The organism is Hyphomicrobium sp. DY-1, assembly GCF_047497105.1.
Taxonomy (GTDB): domain Bacteria; phylum Pseudomonadota; class Alphaproteobacteria; order Rhizobiales; family Hyphomicrobiaceae; genus Hyphomicrobium_B.
This window is the reverse complement of record NZ_CP134870.1, coordinates 3,415,914-3,436,951: the sequence shown is the minus strand read 5'-3', so window position 1 is coordinate 3,436,951 and position 21,038 is coordinate 3,415,914. Positions and strand designations below refer to the sequence as shown.

26 protein-coding genes are annotated in these 21,038 nt (G+C 58.2%); 14 read left to right on the top strand and 12 right to left on the bottom strand.

Translation table 11 applies throughout. From position 1 onward, the window contains the following. The first annotated feature begins 9 nt into the window (after positions 1-9). From RLW41_RS16625 to RLW41_RS16615, 3 genes are all read left to right on the top strand, one after another. A complete protein-coding gene (locus RLW41_RS16625) occupies positions 10-1,116 on the top strand; it encodes an efflux RND transporter periplasmic adaptor subunit (RefSeq protein WP_414462177.1) in 1,107 nt (368 codons plus the stop codon). 3 nt (positions 1,117-1,119) lie between these two features. Beyond that, positions 1,120-4,287 (top strand): efflux RND transporter permease subunit, encoded by a 3,168-nt coding sequence (locus RLW41_RS16620; RefSeq protein WP_414462176.1) that lies wholly within the window; start codon positions 1,120-1,122, stop codon positions 4,285-4,287. Between the two features lie 252 nt (positions 4,288-4,539). Beyond that, the gene (locus RLW41_RS16615; RefSeq protein WP_414462175.1) at positions 4,540-5,172 is read left to right on the top strand and encodes an HAD hydrolase-like protein; all 633 of its coding nucleotides are present in this window, start codon (positions 4,540-4,542) and stop codon (positions 5,170-5,172) included. A 761-nt stretch (positions 5,173-5,933) separates the two neighbouring features. Here the strand turns inward: RLW41_RS16615 and RLW41_RS16610 are convergent. Together RLW41_RS16610 and RLW41_RS16605 are read right to left on the bottom strand one after the other, a co-directional pair. Beyond that, complete coding sequence (locus RLW41_RS16610; RefSeq protein WP_409562817.1) at positions 5,934-6,221, bottom strand: hypothetical protein; 288 nt, start codon at positions 6,219-6,221, stop codon at positions 5,934-5,936. A gap of 161 nt (positions 6,222-6,382) precedes the next feature. Next, positions 6,383-6,739 (bottom strand): c-type cytochrome, encoded by a 357-nt coding sequence (locus tag RLW41_RS16605; RefSeq protein WP_414464601.1) that lies wholly within the window; start codon positions 6,737-6,739, stop codon positions 6,383-6,385. A 97-nt stretch (positions 6,740-6,836) separates the two neighbouring features. Between RLW41_RS16605 and RLW41_RS16600 the strand changes: the two genes are divergently transcribed. Both RLW41_RS16600 and RLW41_RS16595 read left to right on the top strand, forming a co-directional pair. After that, positions 6,837-7,262, top strand: a complete 426-nt coding sequence (locus RLW41_RS16600) for a hypothetical protein (protein WP_414462174.1) — start codon at positions 6,837-6,839, stop codon at positions 7,260-7,262. A gap of 26 nt (positions 7,263-7,288) precedes the next feature. Then, positions 7,289-7,648 (top strand): c-type cytochrome, encoded by a 360-nt coding sequence (locus RLW41_RS16595; protein ID WP_409562815.1) that lies wholly within the window; start codon positions 7,289-7,291, stop codon positions 7,646-7,648. 65 nt (positions 7,649-7,713) lie between these two features. Here RLW41_RS16595 and RLW41_RS16590 read toward each other — a convergent pair whose 3' ends face one another. Continuing rightward, on the bottom strand, positions 7,714-8,058 hold the full coding sequence (locus tag RLW41_RS16590; RefSeq protein ID WP_409562814.1) for a hypothetical protein: 345 nt from the start codon (positions 8,056-8,058) through the stop codon (positions 7,714-7,716). Positions 8,059-8,246: 188 nt separating this feature from the next. On the opposite strand from RLW41_RS16590, the gene RLW41_RS16585 reads away from it, so the two are divergent. Both RLW41_RS16585 and RLW41_RS16580 read left to right on the top strand, forming a co-directional pair. Next, positions 8,247-9,407 carry a serine hydrolase domain-containing protein gene (locus RLW41_RS16585; protein ID WP_414462173.1) on the top strand — a complete coding sequence of 387 codons (1,161 nt, stop codon included), beginning with the start codon at positions 8,247-8,249 and terminating at the stop codon, positions 9,405-9,407. 27 nt (positions 9,408-9,434) lie between these two features. Next, positions 9,435-9,635 carry a hypothetical protein gene (locus RLW41_RS16580; RefSeq protein WP_414462172.1) on the top strand — a complete coding sequence of 67 codons (201 nt, stop codon included), beginning with the start codon at positions 9,435-9,437 and terminating at the stop codon, positions 9,633-9,635. Between the two features lie 97 nt (positions 9,636-9,732). On the opposite strand, the gene RLW41_RS16575 is transcribed toward RLW41_RS16580, so the two are convergent. Beyond that, a complete protein-coding gene (locus RLW41_RS16575; protein ID WP_409562811.1) occupies positions 9,733-10,020 on the bottom strand; it encodes a hypothetical protein in 288 nt (95 codons plus the stop codon). Between the two features lie 226 nt (positions 10,021-10,246). Here RLW41_RS16575 and RLW41_RS16570 point away from each other — a divergent pair, with 226 nt between their 5' ends. The 3 genes from RLW41_RS16570 to RLW41_RS16560 all read left to right on the top strand — a co-directional run bounded on the left by RLW41_RS16570 (position 10,247) and on the right by RLW41_RS16560 (position 12,530). After that, positions 10,247-10,603, top strand: coding sequence for a bactofilin family protein (locus tag RLW41_RS16570; RefSeq protein ID WP_013946954.1), 357 nt, complete (start codon positions 10,247-10,249; stop codon positions 10,601-10,603). Positions 10,604-10,740: 137 nt separating this feature from the next. Next, on the top strand, positions 10,741-11,451 hold the full coding sequence (locus RLW41_RS16565) for a carbonic anhydrase family protein (RefSeq protein WP_013946953.1): 711 nt from the start codon (positions 10,741-10,743) through the stop codon (positions 11,449-11,451). Between the two features lie 233 nt (positions 11,452-11,684). After that, a complete protein-coding gene (locus RLW41_RS16560; RefSeq protein WP_414462171.1) occupies positions 11,685-12,530 on the top strand; it encodes an SDR family NAD(P)-dependent oxidoreductase in 846 nt (281 codons plus the stop codon). Between the two features lie 90 nt (positions 12,531-12,620). Here the strand turns inward: RLW41_RS16560 and RLW41_RS16555 are convergent, their stop codons facing one another. Further along, positions 12,621-12,884, bottom strand: a complete 264-nt coding sequence (locus RLW41_RS16555) for a hypothetical protein (RefSeq protein WP_409562808.1) — start codon at positions 12,882-12,884, stop codon at positions 12,621-12,623. 205 nt (positions 12,885-13,089) lie between these two features. Continuing rightward, positions 13,090-14,343, bottom strand: a complete 1,254-nt coding sequence (locus tag RLW41_RS16550; protein WP_414462170.1) for a diguanylate cyclase — start codon at positions 14,341-14,343, stop codon at positions 13,090-13,092. Positions 14,344-14,812: 469 nt separating this feature from the next. Here RLW41_RS16550 and RLW41_RS16545 point away from each other — a divergent pair, with 469 nt between their 5' ends. Continuing rightward, on the top strand, positions 14,813-14,944 hold the full coding sequence (locus tag RLW41_RS16545; protein WP_409562806.1) for a hypothetical protein: 132 nt from the start codon (positions 14,813-14,815) through the stop codon (positions 14,942-14,944). Between the two features lie 403 nt (positions 14,945-15,347). Here RLW41_RS16545 and RLW41_RS16540 read toward each other — a convergent pair whose 3' ends face one another. Next, a complete protein-coding gene (locus RLW41_RS16540; RefSeq protein ID WP_414462169.1) occupies positions 15,348-16,418 on the bottom strand; it encodes an energy transducer TonB in 1,071 nt (356 codons plus the stop codon). Between the two features lie 212 nt (positions 16,419-16,630). Between RLW41_RS16540 and RLW41_RS16535 the strand changes: the two genes are divergently transcribed. Then, positions 16,631-17,467: a DUF72 domain-containing protein gene (locus tag RLW41_RS16535; protein WP_414462168.1), complete on the top strand. Its 837-nt coding sequence runs from the start codon at positions 16,631-16,633 to the stop codon at positions 17,465-17,467. Positions 17,468-17,506: 39 nt separating this feature from the next. Here RLW41_RS16535 and msrB read toward each other — a convergent pair whose 3' ends face one another. The 3 genes from msrB to RLW41_RS16520 all read right to left on the bottom strand — a co-directional run bounded on the left by msrB (position 17,507) and on the right by RLW41_RS16520 (position 18,747). Further along, entirely contained in the window at positions 17,507-17,923 is a 417-nt protein-coding gene (gene msrB, locus RLW41_RS16530; protein WP_024275596.1) for a peptide-methionine (R)-S-oxide reductase MsrB, read from the bottom strand. A 44-nt stretch (positions 17,924-17,967) separates the two neighbouring features. After that, positions 17,968-18,234 carry a hypothetical protein gene (locus RLW41_RS16525; RefSeq protein WP_409562803.1) on the bottom strand — a complete coding sequence of 89 codons (267 nt, stop codon included), beginning with the start codon at positions 18,232-18,234 and terminating at the stop codon, positions 17,968-17,970. Positions 18,235-18,312: 78 nt separating this feature from the next. Next, entirely contained in the window at positions 18,313-18,747 is a 435-nt protein-coding gene (locus tag RLW41_RS16520; protein ID WP_414462167.1) for a hypothetical protein, read from the bottom strand. Positions 18,748-19,052: 305 nt separating this feature from the next. On the opposite strand from RLW41_RS16520, the gene RLW41_RS16515 reads away from it, so the two are divergent. After that, positions 19,053-19,337, top strand: coding sequence for a hypothetical protein (locus tag RLW41_RS16515; RefSeq protein ID WP_013946941.1), 285 nt, complete (start codon positions 19,053-19,055; stop codon positions 19,335-19,337). A 75-nt stretch (positions 19,338-19,412) separates the two neighbouring features. Here the strand turns inward: RLW41_RS16515 and RLW41_RS16510 are convergent, their stop codons facing one another. Continuing rightward, the gene (locus RLW41_RS16510; RefSeq protein ID WP_409562801.1) at positions 19,413-19,832 is read right to left on the bottom strand and encodes a hypothetical protein; all 420 of its coding nucleotides are present in this window, start codon (positions 19,830-19,832) and stop codon (positions 19,413-19,415) included. 330 nt (positions 19,833-20,162) lie between these two features. On the opposite strand from RLW41_RS16510, the gene RLW41_RS16505 reads away from it, so the two are divergent. Then, on the top strand, positions 20,163-20,582 hold the full coding sequence (locus RLW41_RS16505; RefSeq protein WP_409562800.1) for a hypothetical protein: 420 nt from the start codon (positions 20,163-20,165) through the stop codon (positions 20,580-20,582). Here RLW41_RS16505 and RLW41_RS16500 read toward each other — a convergent pair. Then, positions 20,579-20,893, bottom strand: coding sequence for a hypothetical protein (locus tag RLW41_RS16500; protein WP_414462166.1), 315 nt, complete (start codon positions 20,891-20,893; stop codon positions 20,579-20,581). The genes RLW41_RS16505 and RLW41_RS16500 overlap by 4 nt on opposite strands. Positions 20,894-21,038: the final 145 nt, after the last annotated feature.

Genomic DNA, 21,038 nt, shown 5'->3' with positions numbered 1-21,038 from the left:
GAGGCCGAAATGCGCCTTGCTTCGTTCACCATCCTTGCGCTCTTCTTTGCACCGCCTCTGGCACTCGCTCAACAGGCTGAGGCGCCGAAAATTTCCGTCGGCGTCGTTCGTGCCGATCTTAAGCCGATCTCCAATGCTCTCGATTTCGTCGGCCGAGTGGAGGCGATCGAACGGGTTGACGTCCGCGCCCGGGTCACGGGCTTTCTGGACGCGATCGAATTCAAGGAAGGCGAGATGGTCCCCGCCGGCGCTCCGCTCTTTCGAATAGAAGACGGCCTCTTCAAAGCAGCCGTCAGCGAAGCGCAAGGCGCATTGGAGCGCAGCAAATCCGCGAAAGTGCTGACCGAGGTCCAGCTCGATCGCGCAAAAGATCTGCTTGAACGCAACGTGGGTACCGCTGTCGCCCGCGATCAGGCTCTTGCCGCGGATGAGCAAGCCAAAGGCACGATACTCATCAACGAAGCCAACCTGCAGACGGCAAAGATCAACCTCGGATATACCGTTATTACTGCTCCGATAGCAGGAAAGGTCGGGCGGTCGACTATCACTAAAGGCAATGTCGTCGGTCCAGACACCGGGCCGCTGACCGTTATCGTTAGCCAGGACCCGATGTACGTGACATTTCCCGTCAGCCAGCGGGAATTTCTGCGTCTGCAAAAAAGCGGGCAATCTCTTGACCTAACGAAACTCAAGGCGACGCTGCGATTTGCGGATCAGAGCGTCTACGATCAAATCGGTACGATCAACTTCGTCGACGTCACGGTCAACCGATCGACCGATACCGTTCTTGTGCGCGCGAGTTTCCCCAATCCGAATGGTGCTTTGATCGACGGGCAATTCGTGCGCGTTGGCGTCGAGACTGGAACGCCCCAAGATAAAGTCGTCGTTCCGCAAGCTGCGCTCATTGCCGATCAGGAGGGCGTTTACGTCTTCGTCGTCGATGATGGAAAGGCAGCGGTTCGAAGGATCAAAACCGGCGGAGATTTCGGAAACGGCGTCGTCGTCGAAGATGGCCTTTCCGCAGGCGAACAGGTCATCGTCGAAGGATTGCAGGGGGTCCGGCCGGGAGCTCCGGTGATCGCAACGCCCGTGCCGTCCACGACGGATCGGAGCTGATCAATGCTCTCAGCCATTTTCGTCGACCGGCCGAGGCTCGCAATCGTCATCGCCATCGTCACGACGATTGCGGGTGCGCTCGCGCTCTATGCGATCCCGTTGGCGCAATACCCCGACATCGTTCCCCCGCAGGTGCAGGTTACGACGACCTATCCCGGTGCGAATTCCGCGGTCGTCGATGCGACCGTCGCGCAGCCCATCGAGGCGCAGGTCGTCGGCGTCGACAAGATGATCTACATGAAGAGCGTCAGCGGCGACGATGGCAGCTATACGCTCATCTGCTCGTTCGAACTCGGCACAAATCCTGACATTAACACGGTCAACGTCAACAACAGAGTCCAGGTCGCATTGTCGAGCCTGCCGCCGGAAGTGCAGCGACAGGGCGTATCGGTGAAGAAGAAGTCGTCGGCCCTGCTCGGCGTCGTTGCGCTTTATTCTCCCAAGCACACGTACGATCCGCTCTTTCTCTCCAACTATGTGACGATCAACCTGCTCGATCAGATCAAAAGCACGCCAGGCGTCGGCGATGCGACGCTGTGGGGACCGCAAGATTATGCGATGCGCGCCTGGATCCGCACGGACCGTCTAACGGGGCTCAATCTCACGGCCGGTGACATCATCAATGCGATCCAGGCTCAGAATATTCAGGCGGCTGTCGGGCGCATCGGTGCTCGTCCGATTTCGAATGAGCAGCAGCTGCAGCTCAATCTCACGACGAAGGGCCGTCTCAACACCGTTGCCGATTTCGAAAAGATCGTTCTGCGGACGAACTCCGATGGTTCGATTCTGCGGCTCGGCGACGTCGCGCGTCTTGAGCTTGGCGCCGCCAATCTTGACCGCGAAACGCTTTTTAATGGCGGCCCTGCAGCTGTCGTAGCGATCTATCAGGCTCCCGGCGCCAACGCGATCGCGACTTTGAACGAAGTGAAAGCCAAGCTCGAAGCGGCAGAGAAGCGGTTCCCAAAGGATCTCGCCTGGAAGGTGACCTACGATCCGACCGAGTTCGTCACCGACACCATTCACGAAGTACAAAAGACGCTCATCGAGGCCTTCATTCTCGTCGTCATTGTTGTCTATCTTTTCCTTGGCAGCGTTCGTGCGACATTGATCCCGACGCTTGCAGTGCCCGTCAGCCTTATCGGTACATTCATCGTTCTTCTGGCCATCGGCTATTCGGCGAATACAGTATCGCTACTCGCAATCGTTTTGGCGATCGGCATCGTGGTCGACGACGCCATCGTCGTGGTCGAAAATGTCGAGCGCGTGATGGAGGAGCGGCCGGACCTATCTCCCGCCGAGGCGACCAAACTCGCCATGCAGGAAATTACCGCGCCGATCATCGCCATTACCCTGGTTCTTCTCTCTGTGTTCGTGCCGGTCGCGTTTATCCCTGGAATTTCGGGAGAACTGTTTCGCCAGTTTGCCGTTACCATCGCAGTGTCGATGTTCCTCTCTGCCATCAACGCGCTTACGCTTTCCCCTGCTCTGTGCGGCATTTTTCTGAAACCGCACCATGGACCGCGCAGAGGATTGATTGGCATCATTATGAGAAGCATCGATTACATTCGGGACGCCTACGGCGCCGCGGTGGCGCGGATGCTTCGGTTCTCGTTGGTCGGCCTCGCTCTCGTGGCGATCTCCGGCGTCGGAATCTATGCGCTGTCAAAAGTCACGCCGACTGGTTTCCTACCGGAAGACGATCAGGGCGCGCTGTTCGTTATCGCGCAGCTTCCGGGAGGTGCATCCGTCGTGCGCACCACCAATGTCGTGAAGCAGGCCGAGGAAATTTTGAAAGGCGAGTCTGCCGTCCAGGATGTTACGTCCGTCATCGGCCTCAATTTCATCGATAACTATTCCCAGGCCAACGGCGCGTTCATGGTTGTGACGCTGAAACCTTTCGCGGAGAGGAAGGACCGCTCGCAAGGTGTCAATGCATTGATCTCGCGGCTGGGGCCAAAGTTCCGCGAAATCGTGGGCGGAATTGTCGTACCGTTGGCGCCACCGCCGATCATCGGTCTCGGATCGGGTGGCGGTTTCGCATACGTTCTGAAAGATCTCCGCGGCGGCGATCCAAAAGCCCTGGCACAGGTATTACGAGGGCTTCTCGTTGCCGCCAACCAGGACCCGAAGCTCTCGCGCGTCTTCAGCACGTATTCCGCGACGAATCCATCGATCTACCTCGATATCGATCGCGATAAAGTTCAAGTTCAGGGCGTAAAACTTAGCGACGTCTTTCAAGCCCTACAGGCGTCCCTTGGCGGCTACTTCGTCAATAACATGAACCTTTTCGGCCGAACGTGGCAGGTCCAGGTGCAGGCCGACGCTGCCGATCGCACGAGCGTGGACGATATCTTTCGGATCAATGTGCGAAACGACAAAGGCGAGATGATTTCGTTGCGGAGCTTGGTGGAAGTGCGACCCGTCATCGGTCCATCGGCGATCATTCGCTATAACAATCTCCGCGCGGTGACCATTCAAGGCAGCCCGGCGCCCGGTGTGTCCTCCGGTCAAGCTCTCAACTCGATGGAAGCCGTCGCCGCACGCACGCTGCCTGACGGATACGCAGGCGAATGGACGGATACGGCTTTCCAGGAAAAGCGCGCCGAAGGCAAGACGGCGATCATCTTGGGATTTGCCCTGCTCTTCGCCTATCTGTTCCTCGTCGCACTCTATGAGAGCTGGACCATTCCGGTCCCCGTTCTGTTATCGGTCAGCGTCGGCGTGTTCGGCGCATTCGCGGCCATCGTGTTGGGCGGCCTGACGCTCGACCTTTATGGCCAAATCGGCATGGTCGTGCTGATCGGTCTCGCGGCGAAGAACGGCATTCTCATTGTCGAATTTGCCAAAGAGCAGCGTGAGCGCGGTATCGAATTGCATGAAGCAGCGACCGAAGGCAGCCGATTGCGGTTCCGGCCGGTGATGATGACGTCATTCGCTTTCATCCTTGGATTGCTGCCGCTTGTCATTGCCGTTGGAGCTGCCGAACTCGCGCGCCGGAATGTCGGCACGCCTGTATTCGGCGGAATGATTTTCGCGTCGTTCATCGGGATATTCGCAATCCCGTCACTATACGTGACGTTCCAGGCGCTTCGCGAACGCTTGAGACCATCCGTCAGGCGGCGGGCGAACGCTATATCTGGCAGCCAGAGCCCTACGGCATCGAAAAGCTAAGCATCGCCATGAGGCTTGGTTGTCGCCAACCGACATTTCCGAGCCCACGCGCATGGCGGCCTGCTCCCTGCTGGGGACTTGTTGTGCGCCATCAAAAGACGCCGACGAAAGACAAATCCCGCCCACTCGCACTCAGCGACAATACGCAGCCGGTGCTGTCACGGTCCGTACGCAAAACCCTGCAAGTGATGCGCGATTGACTCCCTCTCCGTTCCGAGACAGGGTCGGAGCTAGAGGAGCCGTCATTAGCACATGCGCTATTCGCTGGTTATTTTCGATCTCGACGGCACCCTCGCCGACAGCTTTCCCTGGTTCATCGGCAGCCTGAACGACGTGGCGGATGCGTTCCGCCTGCGCCGCGTCAGCGAAGACGAGATCGAACCGTTGCGCCGTGCCGACGTCCCCGAGATTCTGAAACACCTCGGCGTACCGCGCTGGAAATTACCGATGATCGCCCGCTACATGCGCAAGCTGAAATCGACGCAGCTCGAGACTATCTCGCTCTTTCCCGGCGCAGGCGACATGCTGCGCACGCTGAAGAGCGGAGGCGTCACGCTGACGCTCGTCTCATCCGACAACGAGGAGAACGCGAAAGTCGTTCTCGGTCCCGAGAACACTGCCCTCTTCTCAGATTACAATTGCAGCGCGGCCCTCTTCGGCAAGTCCGGAAAATTCCGCCGCGTGATGAAACGCGCGGGTGTCGCCCCGCATCAGGTTCTGGCGATCGGCGATGAAGCCCGCGACCTTAATGCCGCCCGCGCTGCCGGCATTGACTTCGCCGCCGTGACCTGGGGCTACACCGCACCCGAAAAACTACGCACGCTCCAACCTGATATGATATTCGAGCGTATCGAGGACATCGGTGCGCACCTGCTCACGAGCTAGACCAATCCAAAATGTCATCCGCGCTCGGCTCTCCGCCTCCCGGGCACGGAAGGCGCCGAGAGAACTCGCATAAAAAAAAGAGCCGGACGGACGCCCGGCTCTTCCACAAAAAAACGCAGTCGATCATAGAGACGCAAACGTCTCTTATGGGCACATCCAAACCGGTCCGATGATCACACAACCGCGCGAACGCCAGTTCCACGGACGGCGATGATAGCGATGCCAACCACGATAGCGATTGTGCCGCCAGTGACGCCGATGATGCCAATTCTTGTGGCGATAATGGCGATTGCGTTTCCAATGTCCGCGTTTATGCCGAACAAGCTCTACGCCGCTCTGCGCTTTTCCGACGCCGGCAAGGCTGGTCGATGCAGGCGCGGCTGATACTGCCGTGCCGCCGATGGTCGTTCCGATTGCCATTAAACAAATAAGTGCGAAACGTTTCATCCCGAAGTCTCTCCTTTGTTTTGATTGCGAATGACGCGGCTTGACACCCACCAAGCCGCTGCAATTGCACGGCGATACAGAGATACTCGCCGCATACGTTTTGAAACGATCTCACAGGAAATATCCGCCGCAAGAAAACAGCCTCAAAAGCCTATATTTTAAGTGCTGTGGGCGGAACTTTTTGGGGACGTGCTTGCAGGCAGGCGCCGGTTGGCTCCATCAACGGTTGCCCCCGCATTTTGCAAATGCGTGCAAGGCGTCGCAGGATTATCCACCCGCTCGCCTCGCGCGCTTAGAGATTCGATCGTCAGCGATCAGTAACCGTAAACGCCGACGCCACCAGGGCCAACATAAACACTCACGCCACCGGGGCCATCATCGTAATAGCCATCATCGTAATAGCGATAGCGTCCACGCCAACCGTAGTCATCGTTGCTACCGTAACGGCGAAGATGCTCGCGGTCGCTGCGATTGAGATAGCGGCCCTGGCGCTCTTTGGCGCGGGCGCCTTCGACACCACTAATGGAATCCGCGTGCGCAATCGGCGCCGCGAACGCCGCGATGGAAACCGCGCCGATGATAGCGACAAATGTCCTCTTCATCGAAGTCCTCCATGTCCTGGGCGCGCTGGCAGTTTTTTTGCGCGTCCTCAACTACAAAGGGCAACGCGTCCACATGCGGGGCTGTTCCACGCCGATCGGCGACCCAAGGCCACGGCCGCCTTCTGCTTACGGATGAAGCGCTAAAAAAAAACGTCGTCTAGTTACCTTTTTTCGTTGGCTTTTAGGCTATTGAGGTAGGCGATGATCCACCCAATCTGGTCCGGATCGAAGGTGAACTCGGGCATATCGGGATGACCCGACATAATGCCTTCCGCCAGCGATTCCTCGAGATCCTCGACAGGATAGCGATGGACGATATCGCGAAACGGCGGCGCTTGAGCGTGCGGGCTGTTTTCCGTCAATCCCAGCGCATGACAACGCGCGCAGTTCTTTTGTAGGATCGCCAAGCCCTTAGCCGCTTCGTGCTCATCCCCGTTTGCGCTTGCGTTACTCGACACTACGAAGACGAAGCCTAGCGCCAGCATCAATGCACGACAATCTACGCTCAAATAAATCATCTCTGCCACCCGGCCAATTTGCGCTTCGTCAATTCATGACCTAGCGCACCGATGTCACAATTGTATTGATTTCGAACAATGGATTTTGAGGGGTTAGATGACGGCAAAATTGGCGATACGTGCGACGTGTACGTTTGCGACGAATGCTTTGGCATTTGCGGTCATTGCATTTGGCTGTACGGCTCCGCTGCCGGTTTCAGCTTTGGCGCAGCAGATGGATGCGCCGCCGAACTTGAAAGAAGAGCCGGGCAAAGCAGAATCTAAACATCCTGACCTCGAGAACGGAAACAATCTCGCACGCAAGCTGTGCACGTCCTGTCATCTGATTGGAGAACCGGCGAACGCTCCGGTCCCTAGCGATGTTCCGACGTTTGCCGGCATCGCCAACCAACCGGGACAAACACTGGACCATCTCGCTACGTGGCTTACGCGACCACACCCGCCGATGCCCAATCTTAATTTGACGCGCATCGAGATCCGAGATCTGACCGGCTACATTATGTCACTTCGAACCGAGAAATAAGAGAACATGGACGGAGTAGAATCCGCATGCATCAGTTGCATTCCAAAACGATGCGAGGGCTCGCCACGGCTGCAATGCTCGCCGCCGTCTCAACGCCATCGGCCGTCGACAGCCAGGAGATTGGCGACGCACGACAGGGATACAATTTCGCCGCGAAACACTGCGCTGAGTGTCATGCGATAGACTTCGGAAATCCGAAATCACCCAATGCCGATGCTCCCTCCTTCACAAGTGTCGCTCAAACGTCTGGCATGAGCGGACGTGCACTCGCTGTGTGGCTGGACACATCTCATCCCACGATGCCGAATTTCGTGCTGCATGCGGACGACCGTAACGACGTTATCGCCTACATCATGAGTCTCAAAAATCGCCCGCCGCCTAAATAGAGATCGGACAGCGATCTTGATACTATGTCTGCATTCGGTGAGACGTATCGGCGCAACGCACGTCATCACGCCCGCGCAAGACCGCGGACAAGGCTGAAACGCGAATAGATCAAATACGCGATGATGAAGGCCAACCACGACACGATCGCGAGCCAATCGTGCCATGCCTGCTTCTCGGTGGATATCGTCATCCACACGCCGAAAATGCAGAACGAAAGCATGGCAATCCACGAGGCGATAATCTGTACGCGCAGTGCCCGGCGGACGCCGGTTTCTTTGTCTGCAGGTAATAAATAGCCGCGCCCTCTTCGAGCAAAGGGAAATACCAGGGTGTCGCCAGATGCATCATTGGCAAAATGCCGATCCAAACAAAGGCGATCGAAAAATTCTGTTATTGCAATCATCCGCATTCCAAAATCATGTCGCCGAACTGAGGCAACTGAAACCATCGGCGAATTAGAGTTGTACCATCCGCCCGGTAAGTACGTGGGCGGCCAAAAATTTAACGGCAGCTCAACCAAATCCGTCACTAACAGCCGGCCGTTGAGACACTTCGTCCTGAAACGGGCTATGCTTCACCGAAAGCTGGAGTGCCCTAATGCGTATGCCGTTCGTCTTTCTCGCTGCCTCCCTTCTGTTTGCAGCAACCGCCCGCGCCGAGATTTCACTCAATACGCTGCTAGACCCGATCCGTACAAAACATGCACTCCCGTCGCTCGCGGCGGCGGTCGTTAAAGATGGAAAGCTCGTAGCAGTTGGCGCGGTAGGCGTGCGTGTGGCGGGAACGACAATTCCGGTCACGGTCGATGACCGCTATCACCTCGGATCCGACACCAAGGCCATGACCGCAACCCTCGCGGCGATGATGGTAGAAGAAGGCAAACTGAGTTGGAATTCGACCATTGGAGAGGTTTTGGGCTCCGATCTTCCCAATCTCAGGCCGAAGTTCGCCGCCATCACGCTGAAAGAGTTGCTCTCGCATACGAGCGGCATACCGACCGACAATGAAGAAATTGGCAAACTTTATTTCAGCGCTGACGCCTACGAGCATACGCTCAAGGACTGGCGTCTACACATGATCGACGCCTGGGGTTCGAAGCACGACCCGAGCTTTCCGGCATCCGGCAAGTTTCAATATTCGAACCTCGGCTACATCACCGCCGGAGCGATGATCGAAAAAGCGGCGGACAAACCTTGGGAGCGTCTGATGTATGAGCGGATTTACGAACCGCTCGGGCTGGCGACGGCGGGCCTCGGCGCTCAAGCAACATTTGGTCTCTACGACGCACCGGTTGGCCATCGCATCGAGGCTGATGGCAAGATCACACCGATGGCATGGGGCGAAAGCGCAGATCTGCCGGCTTCCCTCGGTCCAGCCGGGCTGGCACATATGAGCATCAAGGACTTCGCGACCTGGGCTGGATGGATTGCAGGCGGCGGCAAGCGCGGCCCGGCCCTGGTGACACCCGAGACGCTGAAAATCTTGGAGGCGCCGGCCGTTTCGATGGAGATAAAGAATCCAAAGCCCGGCACGCCGAAATCTGGAGCCTACGCGCTCGGCTGGGGACTTTCAAAATTCAACTGGACGGAAAAACCGATCCTCACGCACAATGGCTCGAACGGTCTGAACTTCGCGTCCATCGCAGTCGACCCAGATCACGATCTCGCCATCGTGGTGACGAGCAATATCGGCGGCCAGAAAGTGGACGAGGCCACGCTGGAAGTCATGAAAGCACTTTACGAAGAATTCGAGAAATAGCGATCCGCAGCAGTTTGAGAACCGCCCATGTCTCTCTTTCTTCCCTTCTGGCAACGCCTGCTCGTCACGATCGTCGCCATGCTGGTGGCGAGTTGGGTCGCCGGTTTGATCTGGCAAGCCGTCTTCCGCTTCCCGCTGCCGAGCTATGTCGGCGGCATGGTCGGGGGGCTAGCGGCGCTCCCGCTTTGGGATCTCCTGAAACGCATCCGTCCGAGCAGCGGACCCTGACACCGTGTCAGGTCGCGCGACACTCGACAGCGTCAGAAAAATTTGTCAGCGCGCGGCGGCTGGGGCGTAGGCCGCATGTCACCGCGCGCCAATGAAGCTAGATCGGCAGAACCGAACGGATCTGGTCTTCGTACTGCTTGACCGCTTCCAGCGCCCGCTTCTTCATCGCCGGATCGACGTCTACATGCGATGTAAAGCCCTCGATTGCCTCGCGGGCGTTGCCGACGATCTGCGTCGCAGCATTCTGCGGACTCATCTCGCGGCTCACGATCTTCTGCAGAAGCTGCGTAAGAATAACGCCCGTGGCGAGCGACAATCCCGAAAGCTCGGCGATTTCGCGTTTCAGTTCGGCGATTGCCGCGTTCGTATCCGTCGTCTCCGCCATTAGCCCATTCTCCCTTCGAGCGCCGACTTTACGGCCGTTTGCTAATACCGCATCGGAAAGAGCGCAAGAGGACGTCGGTGGCAACGCCGCGCGCTGCCACATGAGTTGCCGCCGCCGCGGACGCAAGACACCTTTGCCCGGTGCGAAAAAGCCTGAAATTCGCCGAAAATATCCGTCAGGCTGATGCCAGCGGGAGTTGTGTCGGCTACGGACGGGTACAAGTTTTATGCGTGAGCTCAAGACGACCACCAGCGTCGGCCGCACACTCACTATTCCGCGCACCGCCACCATCGAAGGTGGCATCGACTATCCCGGCCCCCTCGTCATCGAGGGCACGGTCCTGGGCGAAGTCAATTGCCTCTCTCTCACGGTCGCCGCGCGCGGCGTGATCGAAGGCCGGATCAAATCGGAAACCGTCACTGTCGTGGGCGAAGTCACCGGCGAGATTTTCGCCAACGATTTGACGCTGAAATCCGCCTGCGTGGTCAACGCCAACATCGTTCATAAGAAACTGCTGCTCGAAACTGGCTCCTTTTTTGAAGGCAAATCCCGCAGACATCCTAATCCGCTGGAATTGGCTTAGACGCGAGACTAAAGTCCCATAAAAACAGAGAAGCTGCCTCAAATCGCCGATAATAAACGAGAATTTGCTCTTGTTTTGGACGTGTCCATTTAAGCATTCCCCAGTTAGATTCGATCGTCGATATCTGGGAGGCTTTGATGCTGTCGCGCCGTCATTTTTGTTGCAGTAGCGCCTTAGCCGCCGGTCTGCTGGCGGTCGATCGGGCTTTCGCCGCCGATCAGTGCTCCGTCATGACCTCCGAGCGCCAGTCCGCGACCAGCCCGGACGACGCTTTGGCTAAGCTCAAGGCCGGAAACGAACGCTTCGCCACACAGAACATGCGCAATTGCGATCTGATCGAACAGGTCCGCGCGACAGCGGGCGGCCAGTTTCCCTCGGCGGTCGTGATCGGGTGCATTGACGCCCGCGTGCCGCCCGAACTCGTTTTCGATCAACGTATCGGCGACATATTCAGCGCCCGCGTGGCCGGCAACGTCATCAACGACGATATTGCCGGGAGCGCTGAATTCGCAACGAAGCTGGCAGGCGCCAAGCTTATCGTGGTGCTCGGCCATAGCGAATGCGGCGCTATCAAAGGCGCCGTCGACGATGTCGAGTTCGGTCTGCTGACCGGCGTCCTGGCGCGGATCAAGCCCGCTGTGGCCGAAGCAAGCAAAGACTTTCCGGACGATCGCACGTCGAAGAACAAGGCTTTCGTCCAGGCCGTCGCAACAGCCAATGCCCACCTAGGCGCGGAGCGGCTGACCGCCCTCAGCAGCGTCCTCCGCGATCTCGTCTCAGCCCAACAGCTGAAGATCGTCTCGGCTATGCACGACGTCGCGACCGGACGCGTTACCTTCCTCGACTAGTTCCAGCCCAATCGCAACCGCCTCAGGGAGTCGGCCGCATCACGACGCCCCTGTGAGCCGGCGGGAACACAGGACTTGTCGTTTCGCGGCCGACACCGCGAGGCGGCGTCGTGGGGAATAGAATAACCGGCGCCGCTCCCACCTCGCTGTTCCCCAGGGAACAGCCCGGCCTCGATTCAACGCCGGCAGTCGCGTAAAACGCCGACAACAACAATTCGCGGAGCCCCTGCCCCATGCCAAGAGTTCTCGTCACCGGGACGTCGTCCGGCTTCGGACTAGCCATAACGGTCGAACTCGCAAAGCAGGGCTGGGACGTCGTCGCCACGATGCGCGACCTCACCAAGCGCGGAGAACTCGACCGGGCGCTAGTCGCGGCAGGCGTGCACCAAGCGGTAACGGTCGGACAGCTCGACGTAACCGATCCAACGTCGATCGAACGCGCCGTCGCCGAATTGGATCTTCCCAATCGGCAACTCGATGCCGTCGTGCACAATGCGGGCGTCGCGGCAGGCGGTGCCTTCGAAGATCTCCCCGAGACAGACGTCCGCCGGATCATGGAGGTCAATTACTTCGGCGTCTTGGCGCTGACGAAATGCCTGCTGCCGACTTTTCGCGCGCAGCGCCGAGGACGTATCGTCATCATCTCAAGCGAATCGGCATTTGCTGGCCAGCCCGCCAATTCGCCTTACTGCGCCTCGAAATGGGCCGTGGAAGGATGGGCCGAATCACTCGCCTACGAGGTCGAGCACTTCGGCATCGACATTATCCTAATCGAACCCGGCCCCTACCGCACGAGCATCTGGGAGAACTCGCCGCGCATCCTCCCGAAAGATAGCGTCTACCTGCCGCTACTGAGGCATCTCGAGGTGACGGTCGAGGCCCTTGTCGCCAAGTCAGCGGGCGATCCTGCAGACGTCGGCAAGGCCGTCGCGAAAGCCCTGGCGGCGCGGCGCCCTCGGTTCCGCTATGCAGTTGGCCCGACGGCCAAGTTCAACCACTTCGCGCGCGGCAAGCTGCCAAGCACCGTCGTCAGAAAGCTGATCGGCCGGTATCTGGGACTTAGCCGCGTCCGCTGGTGACGAAGCGGCGGACCAAAAGAAAACCCGCCACCGCAAGATGCAGCGACGGGCGCAAAGCTTGTTCGAAAGACGCCCGCAGCGCGAGCAAAATTACTTGCCATGCTCGCGGTGATATTGGTCGATATCAGCCTGCGTAACTTCGCTTGAATGTCCAAGCGCATGGATGCACGAGTCGGTCAACATCTTGCGATGCTCGCGCATGCAGGACCTTGCTGCCTGCGTACCGACTTTGTGCTGACTGCAATACGCAGCGTAATCGGCGCTGCATGCATCTTTCACGGCCTGACTGACCGCGAATGCACAACCCGACGAAAAGGCAAGCGCCACCGCAGCCAAAACCGCGACCCTCTTCATATCCGTGTTCCTTCTAAGTGATATCCCGTCCCCAAACGCAAATGCAGCGGCGTTGTTCCCTGGTCAAGAGCGACAAACACAAACGCAACATGGCAAGAGAGATGTCGCACGAACCTCGTGCCAGCCTTGCATATCAGGAAGCTGATCGTGCATGAGCTCGAAGATGCCTAATCCGTGCATTTTCGAAATGCTCTTGCCGACAACTTTAGTGCGCGAAGAGCCCGCGCTCAGCCATTCCGACGAATTCGACGAACTGCATCCGCGGCGCCACTTGGTTGCGACCGTTTCGCTTCGCCGAATAAAGCGCCGCATCTGCCGCAGCGATTACCTGACCCACGCGAATATCTCGACTCAGGACCACCGACGCGACACCCATACTGACCGTCACGACCTCTCCTAGGTCAAGCGCCGGATGCGGGATCGATGCATCCTCCACTGCTTTTCGAATCCGCTCCGAAATCCTGATCGCCCTCGGCAGATCGACGCCATGCAACAGGACGACGAACTCCTCGCCGCCGAAGCGGAAAACATCGTCGGAATAGTCCCGCAACTCGCTCTGCACGATCCCCGCAACGCGCTTCAGGCAGACGTCTCCGGCCTGATGACCGGCCGTATCGTTGAACGATTTGAAATGATCGATATCGAGCAGAATGACCGCCAGCTCTTTGTCAACGCCATCCGCACGGTCACAGTCCTCGATCGCTTCGTCGAGAGAGAGCCGGTTGCGAAGCCCTGTCAGCGCGTCCCGGCGGCTCTTGGCATCGAGATCCTGGCGCTGCAATCGCCCTCTGAGCGACAACAGATAATTCATCCGCGTTTCGCGCTCCAGCACATATGAGGCGAAAAGGGTCAGAACGACGGCGCATCCAAACACGGTGTTGGCCGAAACCTGGAACTCGAACGTGGATGCGGGTAGCAACGACAATCCGACGGCGTGCATCGCAAAACAAGCCAGACACGCGGCCATGGCCCACCAAAACCGCACCCGCTGCACCATCGTTATGAAGAGTATGATGAGAATGAGCGACTGGTGCTGCGCGTCCCCTGGCCCACCTTCGCCGACGAGCATGAGATAGAGAATGCTGCCTGCGCCGAGCACAACGCCACCGGCCGCCACCAGGAATTCGCGGATCGCCACCGGCGGATTGAGGTAGAGCGACGCGATCATAAGCAACGCGATTGGCGTCACCACACCGAGGCGCACCCAGAGGGACGTTACAAACATCTGCGGGGAAACCAGCCAGTCGGGGATGAGAAACAAGTCGTAAAGCAAGATCCCAAACAACCCGCCAAACGCGAGCTGTCGGCACCGCTGAACCGCAACTTCTTGTTCAAAGGCCGCTTCGAGCTGCTGAGGAAATTTCAGCAGCGGAAAGCCAGACGCAATTGCATTTTCAAGCGTCGAGCGTTCGACGCCGGCCGGAATGGATTCGCCCGTCACTCGTTCCATCACAAGCATTTACCCCGCTCCTCATGAGCGGAGGCTACGGCCCGGACGCTACTATCGGCCTCCTTAATGCGAGGTACACAGACCGCGTGAAGATAAAAGCAATTATTCTCGTCTAGAAAATAATCAGCTGTTTTCCATCTGCGCCGCGCAGACCGCGGGCAACTCGGCACGCAAAAAATATCCAAAGCAGATCAGCACTTTACCAAACAGCCAATTAGCAGCCTTAGCGCGTCGCTTAAGGTGCACGATCATACTTTGTGAGAATCCCAATTAAATTTGAAAGCATGCTTGCCTGAACATTAAGATTTGCCCGTTTCAAATCATGCCGGTCAAAGCGGCTTCCGGACGGGCTGAGATTCGCGAGGCTTTTTTGCACCATCCGCGTCAAGCCCAACACGGAACAAGCTCGACGTTTCCGGCGTTGCTCCCGCGTTCACATGCGTATCCAGACAATCGCAATCGACCACGGGAGATGATCATGAAAGTCGTCGCGCTTGGAATATGCATCGCCGCTCTCGCGCTCGGCGCTTGCCGCAGGGAAACGCCGGAATATGCGCCAATGAAGCTCGGAGGCACGAATACGGCTTCCGATGCCGTGCAGCAGCAATAAGTGTCCGTCCCCTCCTCCGAAACACGTAACGAAAAAAAGCTCTGCAGCGTCACGGCCACTCTCAGCGGGTGTCGGTGACGCTGCTTCACTTTGGCTATTGTGGCCGAGCCTGAGTCGAACTTAGCCTGTTGACAACGTCATAAGAAACTTCTTCGGGATCGCCCAGGACCGCACGATTGGCAGTTTGTCTGCCATCGCAACAACCTGTTGGAGCGATCATGAGCGAGAAGACCGACGTGACCTTCCTCTTAGCTCTCCTCATCCTGACGGTCGTCGGACTTGTCATTTCATCGGCTACGCACGCCGAAGAGCTGCTTGCCGCGACGCTGCCTGCCTGATTTCGCGTAATACCAAGGCAGCGGACAAATTCCGCAGGTCTGTCGCGAAGTCGAGTTCGGCGACCTCAATCGTAGATGTAAGTCACGATGAAGGTGCGGTCGGCCTCATTAGAGCCCGCCGGCGGAATAGGATAGCTCGTCTGCTTGGCTGCAAAGACCACATCCTGATTAAGCGATGGATCCTTGGATCCAGCGAGCATTTTTACGAAAATCACGTTGCCGCTGTCGGACAGAAAAATTCGAACGGTCACACGGCCGAGCGTATTCGAGAGCTGCGGCATGGTCTGCTGAAGCGCCCTGATCACCGCCCTCGCGAAAGCATCGTTGAGGCCCGAGCGCGTGATGCCCGGAGGGCGCTGGAATGCAGCCGCGCCACCGCCGCCGCTAAAACTCGGAGCCAGGGCCTGCGTCGATAAATCGAGCGCAGCCACCTTCTTCTGAGCCTTCGAAGAAGACTTTTTCGCTGCCTTACTCGTACTCGGCTTCTTGTTGGCGCGCTTCGTATCTTCTTTGGGTTGCGGTTTCGGCTTCGGCTCGTTCGCGCTTTGCAGTTTCGACGGATCCTGATCGTCGAGCGAGAAGAGGTCCGGCGGCTGGCTATCCGGGCTCGTATCGTCCTGCTTGGCGACCTGGTCTGGCTTGGCCGGGTCCGTATCCTGAGGAACGTCCGGTTGCGGCTGATCCGGCGGCTGCGGCGTATCTTGAGCCTGCGGCTCCGGCGGAGGCTGCTGCGGTTCGGGTGGCTGCGGCTCTTGCTTAGCCTGCTCCTGCTGAGGCGGTGTCGGTTGTTGTTGCTTCTCCGGCGGCTGCTGAGGCTCAGGCTTGGCCTTCTGCTCCTGCTGCGTCGGCGCAATCGGCCCCGGCGGCGGCGAAACTTCGTCCGCGACCGTCGCCCGGCTCTTGAGATCTTGCTCGGTGACCAGAGAAACGCTGATCGCGTCATCAGCTCCATTTTCAGCGCCAAGACGCTTGGCGCCTCCGCTGCTAACCGCGCTGATCAAAAACGAAGCGTGCAGCAGAAGCGCAACGCCCAGCGCAATATAAAAATTCCGCTCACGCTTCGACGCGCCCGCACCCCAAGGTACGAAGCCCGCAATGGAAAGACCGGCCGTTTGCCCCACGTTCTCGGCAGTCATGTGCCTAATGCTGATCCCAACGGCGCAAGATTACAACGCTTGCCCCAAGCGCTGTCACCAATGATAAATGATCGGCGAAAAAACGCCGAGATGCCGTGCCCGCGATTATCCGTGCATGCGCCCCGAGGTCGCGGGAAAAACAAGAACTTGCCCAGAATTATGGCGATTCGCTGAACACGGCGATTCCGTCCTCGATATATGGAAGACCTGCCATGGCGCGCAAAGCCGAAACAGCCCGCAACGGCACGATCCGGGCCGGTATCGGAGGCTGGACATTCGAGCCCTGGCGCGGCGTTTTCTATCCCGAAGGCTTGGCGCACGCGAAAGAACTGGAATACGCCAGCCGCCATCTCGCCACCATTGAAGTGAACGGCACATACTATCGGACGCAAAAACCCTCGACGTTCGCAAGCTGGGCAAAGGCGACGCCACCCGACTTCATTTTCACATTGAAGGGTCCGCGTTACGCCACGAACCGGCGCATTCTTGCGGAAGCTGGAGATTCGGTTTCTCGTTTCATCGATTCTGGCGTCGCCGAGCTGGGAGATAAGCTCGGGCCGCTCCTTTGGCAGTTTGCGCCGACAAAAAAATTCGATGAAAGCGACTTCGGCGCCTTCCTCGAGCTTTTACCGAAAAAAGTCGGCAAGCGACCACTAAAGCACGCCGTCGAAGTGCGGCATGCATCGTTTTGCACGCCGTCGTTCGTTACCTTGACCCGCGAGCATGCGGTCGGCATCGTCTTCGCCGATCACGCGATTTATCCGGCCATCGCCGACGTGACGGCCGACTTCGTTTATGCGCGGCTTCAGACGGGACAAGACACGGTGCCCACCGCCTATAAGCCGAAAGCTCTCGATCAGTGGGCGGCCCGCGCAAAAATATGGGCCGACGGTGGCACACCCGACGACCTGCCGGTCATGGCGCCAAAGGATAAGGCTCCGAAAACGCCACGCGACGTGTTTGTCTATTTCATTCACGAGGGAAAGATACGCGCTCCCGCTGCCGCGATGGCTTTTCAGAAGCGCGTGACGCCGGACGGCAAGTCCTGACAGCCTGTCTAGCACGCGAGTCGTCTTAAAAAAGGCTCACTACTTACTTTCGGGCTTGGGTGCCTCTTCATCGAGATTGAGGCAAACCGAATTGATGCAATAGCGCTTGCCGCTATCCGTCGGACCGTCATCGAAAACGTGACCAAGGTGCGATCCGCACCGCGCACATGTGATCTCGGTGCGCACCATCCCGTGAGATGTATCGGTGTGATATTCGATAGCGCCCGGCAGCGCCTCATCAAACGAAGGCCAGCCTGAACCGGAATCGAACTTGGCATCGGAGGAAAATAGCGGATTGCCGCAAGCCGCGCAGGTGAACGTTCCATCGCTCTCGGAATGCAGGTACTCACCGGTGAAGGGCGGTTCAGTGCCCTTTTCACGCAAGATCCGATATTGCTCCGGCGTCAAGAGTTTCCGCCACTCGGCCTCGTCGGCGGGCATCGATTTTTTATCCATGCCGCATATATCGGCCAACTGCGGCCGCCCTTCAAGACCACCGCTCAGTCGTAATAGCGATCGCGATAGCGTTCTCGTAACCAGAGCCGGCGCAGATCAATCCGGCGGGGCGGCGGCGGCCCGTACTGTGGGTAAAAGCCGCTGGGCGCACCGTAGCGTCTCAACTGCTCCATATCGTACCGGCTGGCGACTCCGGCACGGTACATGGCGCGCGCATGTTCGACATCGAAGATCGATTGCGCTTTCGCCTCGGTGGCGACGAATGCCAATGGCGACAGAGCGATAAGAACAGCACGCGCAAGCGGTTTCATGTAACTTCTAAATGCTCCTGCGGTCGGCAGTTAAGCCGCCGACTCATTCGGACAATTTGGGCACCACGGCCTGAAGTATCAATAACCTGGACAGATGCGCGCGCGATACCTGCGGCTGTAGTAGCAGGTCGGATAATCCGGATAGTAGTAATCATCGTAATAATAGTCGTCATAATACGGGTAATAGCCGCCATAGTAGGGATACCCGCCGTAGAAGCCGTAACCCCAGCCCCTACCGCGCCAGTATCCACCGTGCCAGTGGCGGCCGCCGCCGCCCCAGTGGCCTCCACCACCCCAATGACCGCCTCCCCCCCAATGGCCGCCACCTCCGCCCCAGTGACCTCCGCCGCCACCGCCCCAGTGGCCGCCACCTCCGCCGTGCGTAAGGACAAGAGCGCTAGGCTTGCCAAACACGACCGTACCTAACCCGCCAGGCGCCGCGGTCGCGGCACCCGACATACCGACGATTGCCACCAGCAAAGCGCTAGCCAGCAGATGTAAGAAGCGAAGCATGAACGCTCTCCGATCTGGAACCGCGCACTAAATCCGCCGGTCCTGTTCGTCGCTAGCCGCAGCATGAGCGACGTCCCTCATTATAATCCGGCTTTACTGAACGATGTTGCCGAAGCTGCGAACATAGTGATCAACTTGCTTCGAGGATCGGGCATTAGAAAACCTCGTTTCGTTGATAAGCCAACGATGCGCGAACGCCTCGCCCCTGCCACGTTGCCGATGCGAATCTGATAGAAAGGGAGAATAAATCCGGGGCTCCGTGGCGATCGCCGTGCCCCTTCGCCTAATCAATACGGGAGCAAACCATGTCGGACCGGACGCAACTCGCTATTGGCCGCAATTCCATATCCGTACCACGGCTAACCAAACGGCTGGTCGAAGCCGTTATCGCCACCGCCTTGACGTCGCTCGTCGCGTTCGTGGTTCTCGTTCTCAATAACGTCCTGACGAACCGCGGCGGATGGATTGAAGGCTTCAACGTCTGGCAGTCCTTCATGCGCCAGCCCGCTATTCTCGGCACCATGCTGCTGACGTCGCTCGTAACGGTGCTGTTTCTGTCGTGGCAGCGCGAGCGCGAAATGAAACGCTGAGACGGGGCTCTCCGAAACGAAAAACGGCGAGATGAAAATCTCGCCGTTGTCAGGTCTGCAGCAGATCAGGCAAAGTTACTTCTTCAGGGCCGCATTGCACTGGCTGTAGTAACCGCCGCCCTTTTGAATCCACTTGAGGCCGCCGTTGCCGCCGTTCGCCTTGTTGGCCTTGTACTGATCGAGGCACGTATGCATCCGAGCACGGCCCGCGCTCTCCTTGGCATACTTCGTATCGACCGCCTTCGGGAAAATGGCGCCGGAAGCAGCTTTCGTCGTCTCGACTTTTGCGGCCGGCTTTTCTTCCGTCGTCGTCGCAGCTCCAGCGCATTCCGTTTTGCGGAATTCCGCCCAGGTTTGTCCGTTCAACGTTCCAGCGGACTTCGCAGCCTGATATTTCACGCTGCATTCCTTGGTCGAAAGAGCGAAGCTTGGGCTGGCGCCGGTGACAGCGAGAGCGGCAAACGCAGCCGCATATAAAGCAATGCGTGAGGTCATGTGATGTCTCTCTCCTAGGGACGGCGCACGGGCAAGCTCAACCCATAATACGATGATATCGCCGCCAGCCGGCAAGCTCAAAGACAGGATAGCGCCTTCGATCGCCAATTGCGAAGATAGGGTATATGAGGTTGATGGATTTGCTGAAATGCAAATCGCTTCGACTTACAAAAAAGTATATGCATTTGATGGCATTCTTCGCATCGTTGCCAGCGTAGACTTACATCCGGCACCATCAGCACGCGCTGCAATTCGGACGATAAGTTGCTGAAGCAATCAACACAACCTAGGAGTACCCCGATGGGCTTGAGGCGGCCAAAAAGCCTTTCTATGCTGCCCTTTCTGGCTCTGGCCGGACTGCTGGCCGACGATAACGCTGCCACGGCAGCTGATCCGCCCAAGGATCTTCTGACGGCCACGCGCACCGCCATCGCCGCCACCAATCTGACGCCTTACGACATCGGTTCCCGCTATGCCCAGGCCCGAGGCGCATCTGAAACCTGCCCCGGCGGCAAGCTGACGGACAAAGCGGCCGTTCTTCCGTCGGTTTACAAGGGCCCCGAACTCGATGTTTTCAACGCCCAGGAAAAGAAGATTTACGACGCCTGGATGCGTGCCAAGCACTGCGCCCAAGATGATCCCTCGAACCAATGCAAGCTGGTCATCGACGAAAGCTGCGCCGCTGCGGTTTCCGAAATCGGCCCATCGGGATCAGCCTTCCCTGGCCTGTTCGAAATCACCCATCCCTAGCGCCTAACCGCCGCGCCGCGTTCCCGCTGCCACGTCCGTGCCAGCAGGGCGAAGACTTCGACTACGGCCCAGACGATCAGCACGGCCGTCAGGATCAGGAATGCGATCTGCCCTAGGCTCGCGGTCAGCAACAGATCCGTGAGCAGCGGACCAAAGTCAATGCCATACGCTGTGCAGGGTTCCATCGCAGCATCATTGATCTCGCAGCCGAGCGTCGAGGCCAAAAGCGCCGCCGCCGCAATTCCTGAAAACGGCGCAAGAGCGAGAACAATTGAAAACGCGATCATGAACGAGCGAAAGCGAAGCAGCACGCAGCCATCCTGAATATCGTCTGAATGACTCTACGGAGTCGAACGTCATAATCAGCTAGACGTGCTCCTGCGTCTTTGGGCAGCGCGTTCCGAAAAGCTGGTTAATGCTAGCCCTGTTTACGAGTTGCACCAATCCTATTGATCA

Excerpts from the sequence above, each read along its gene's own strand:
- RLW41_RS16565 (WP_013946953.1), top strand. The coding sequence starts at position 10,741 with ATGCTGTCGCGCCGTCATTTTTGTTGCAGTAGCGCCTTAGCCGCCGGT.
- RLW41_RS16625 (WP_414462177.1), top strand. The coding sequence starts at position 10 with ATGCGCCTTGCTTCGTTCACCATCCTTGCGCTCTTCTTTGCACCGCCT.
- RLW41_RS16515 (WP_013946941.1), top strand. The coding sequence starts at position 19,053 with ATGTCGGACCGGACGCAACTCGCTATTGGCCGCAATTCCATATCCGTA.
- RLW41_RS16620 (WP_414462176.1), top strand. The coding sequence starts at position 1,120 with ATGCTCTCAGCCATTTTCGTCGACCGGCCGAGGCTCGCAATCGTCATC.
- RLW41_RS16550 (WP_414462170.1), bottom strand. The coding sequence starts at position 14,343 with ATGCTTGTGATGGAACGAGTGACGGGCGAATCCATTCCGGCCGGCGTC.
- RLW41_RS16610 (WP_409562817.1), bottom strand. The coding sequence starts at position 6,221 with ATGAAGAGGACATTTGTCGCTATCATCGGCGCGGTTTCCATCGCGGCG.
- RLW41_RS16535 (WP_414462168.1), top strand. The coding sequence starts at position 16,631 with ATGGCGCGCAAAGCCGAAACAGCCCGCAACGGCACGATCCGGGCCGGT.
- RLW41_RS16575 (WP_409562811.1), bottom strand. The coding sequence starts at position 10,020 with ATGGCGGAGACGACGGATACGAACGCGGCAATCGCCGAACTGAAACGC.
- RLW41_RS16555 (WP_409562808.1), bottom strand. The coding sequence starts at position 12,884 with ATGAAGAGGGTCGCGGTTTTGGCTGCGGTGGCGCTTGCCTTTTCGTCG.
- RLW41_RS16585 (WP_414462173.1), top strand. The coding sequence starts at position 8,247 with ATGCGTATGCCGTTCGTCTTTCTCGCTGCCTCCCTTCTGTTTGCAGCA.
- RLW41_RS16545 (WP_409562806.1), top strand. The coding sequence starts at position 14,813 with ATGAAAGTCGTCGCGCTTGGAATATGCATCGCCGCTCTCGCGCTCGGC.
- RLW41_RS16600 (WP_414462174.1), top strand. The coding sequence starts at position 6,837 with ATGACGGCAAAATTGGCGATACGTGCGACGTGTACGTTTGCGACGAAT.
- RLW41_RS16525 (WP_409562803.1), bottom strand. The coding sequence starts at position 18,234 with ATGAAACCGCTTGCGCGTGCTGTTCTTATCGCTCTGTCGCCATTGGCA.
- RLW41_RS16520 (WP_414462167.1), bottom strand. The coding sequence starts at position 18,747 with ATGCTTCGCTTCTTACATCTGCTGGCTAGCGCTTTGCTGGTGGCAATC.
- RLW41_RS16580 (WP_414462172.1), top strand. The coding sequence starts at position 9,435 with ATGTCTCTCTTTCTTCCCTTCTGGCAACGCCTGCTCGTCACGATCGTC.
- RLW41_RS16570 (WP_013946954.1), top strand. The coding sequence starts at position 10,247 with ATGCGTGAGCTCAAGACGACCACCAGCGTCGGCCGCACACTCACTATT.
- RLW41_RS16595 (WP_409562815.1), top strand. The coding sequence starts at position 7,289 with ATGCATCAGTTGCATTCCAAAACGATGCGAGGGCTCGCCACGGCTGCA.
- RLW41_RS16605 (WP_414464601.1), bottom strand. The coding sequence starts at position 6,739 with ATGATTTATTTGAGCGTAGATTGTCGTGCATTGATGCTGGCGCTAGGC.
- RLW41_RS16505 (WP_409562800.1), top strand. The coding sequence starts at position 20,163 with ATGCTGCCCTTTCTGGCTCTGGCCGGACTGCTGGCCGACGATAACGCT.
- RLW41_RS16615 (WP_414462175.1), top strand. The coding sequence starts at position 4,540 with ATGCGCTATTCGCTGGTTATTTTCGATCTCGACGGCACCCTCGCCGAC.
- msrB (WP_024275596.1), bottom strand. The coding sequence starts at position 17,923 with ATGGATAAAAAATCGATGCCCGCCGACGAGGCCGAGTGGCGGAAACTC.
- RLW41_RS16590 (WP_409562814.1), bottom strand. The coding sequence starts at position 8,058 with ATGCGGATGATTGCAATAACAGAATTTTTCGATCGCCTTTGTTTGGAT.
- RLW41_RS16560 (WP_414462171.1), top strand. The coding sequence starts at position 11,685 with ATGCCAAGAGTTCTCGTCACCGGGACGTCGTCCGGCTTCGGACTAGCC.
- RLW41_RS16510 (WP_409562801.1), bottom strand. The coding sequence starts at position 19,832 with ATGACCTCACGCATTGCTTTATATGCGGCTGCGTTTGCCGCTCTCGCT.
- RLW41_RS16540 (WP_414462169.1), bottom strand. The coding sequence starts at position 16,418 with ATGACTGCCGAGAACGTGGGGCAAACGGCCGGTCTTTCCATTGCGGGC.